Raw genomic sequence first — 649 nt, 5'->3', positions numbered from 1 at the left:
CTTCGCGGGCCCGACGGCGTCGGGCGCTCGCGCCACGCGCACGGCCGCCCGAGCGTCCCCTCGAACGGGCGCACGTCGCGGTCGGGCCCACCCGGCACGGTCCGCGGCGGGCAATCCCCGAGATAGGCACACGCGAACGTGAAGTCCCCGTCGACCGGGCGGGGATCGGCCTCGGCTCCGGTGCTGAAGACGATGGTGAGAATGGTCAGGATTCCGGGCAGCACAATGCGGAGCGACGCGGGCCTCATGTGGCAGCGAAGGCACGAAACCGGGAAAAGGGAGGGATGAAACATTGATCGGATCCCACAAGGTCCGTAATTGGCACTATCATGACAGCGGCCGTACCAACGTTCCCGCGAGCGGGCGACGGCGAATTCGGTCGAGGCGTGGTCGGAACGACCCCGTCGTCACACGAGAGGCGGACCGCGTGCCGGTCGCCTCGGATCGACGCGGCCTGCCACGGATGCCTTTCGGGCCGGACGTCATAAGCGAGCGAGTGGTTCATTGACACCTCAAGAAAACGCCCCCTCGATTTTGGACGGTTTGTCCGAGACGTCCGCGTTGCGGTTGCTTCCGGAGAGCGATCTCCGGGCGGTGGCGGACGCGGTTCGCTCGGAGATGATCGAGGCCGTGTCGGTGACGGGCGGTC

Annotated in this window: 1 protein-coding gene; it reads right to left on the bottom strand. The window is 67.5% G+C overall.

The genetic code is table 11. From position 1 onward, the window contains the following. A partial coding sequence (locus FV230_RS30420; RefSeq protein WP_246695063.1) for a hypothetical protein occupies nt 1-248 on the bottom strand: 248 nt, incomplete at its 3' end. Between the last annotated feature and the right edge of the window lie 401 nt (nt 249-649).

This window comes from Methylobacterium sp. WL6 (assembly GCF_008040095.1).
GTDB lineage: Bacteria > Pseudomonadota > Alphaproteobacteria > Rhizobiales > Beijerinckiaceae > Methylobacterium.
The sequence above is the reverse complement of the archived record's forward strand: the minus strand, read 5'-3'. Positions and strand labels throughout refer to the sequence as shown.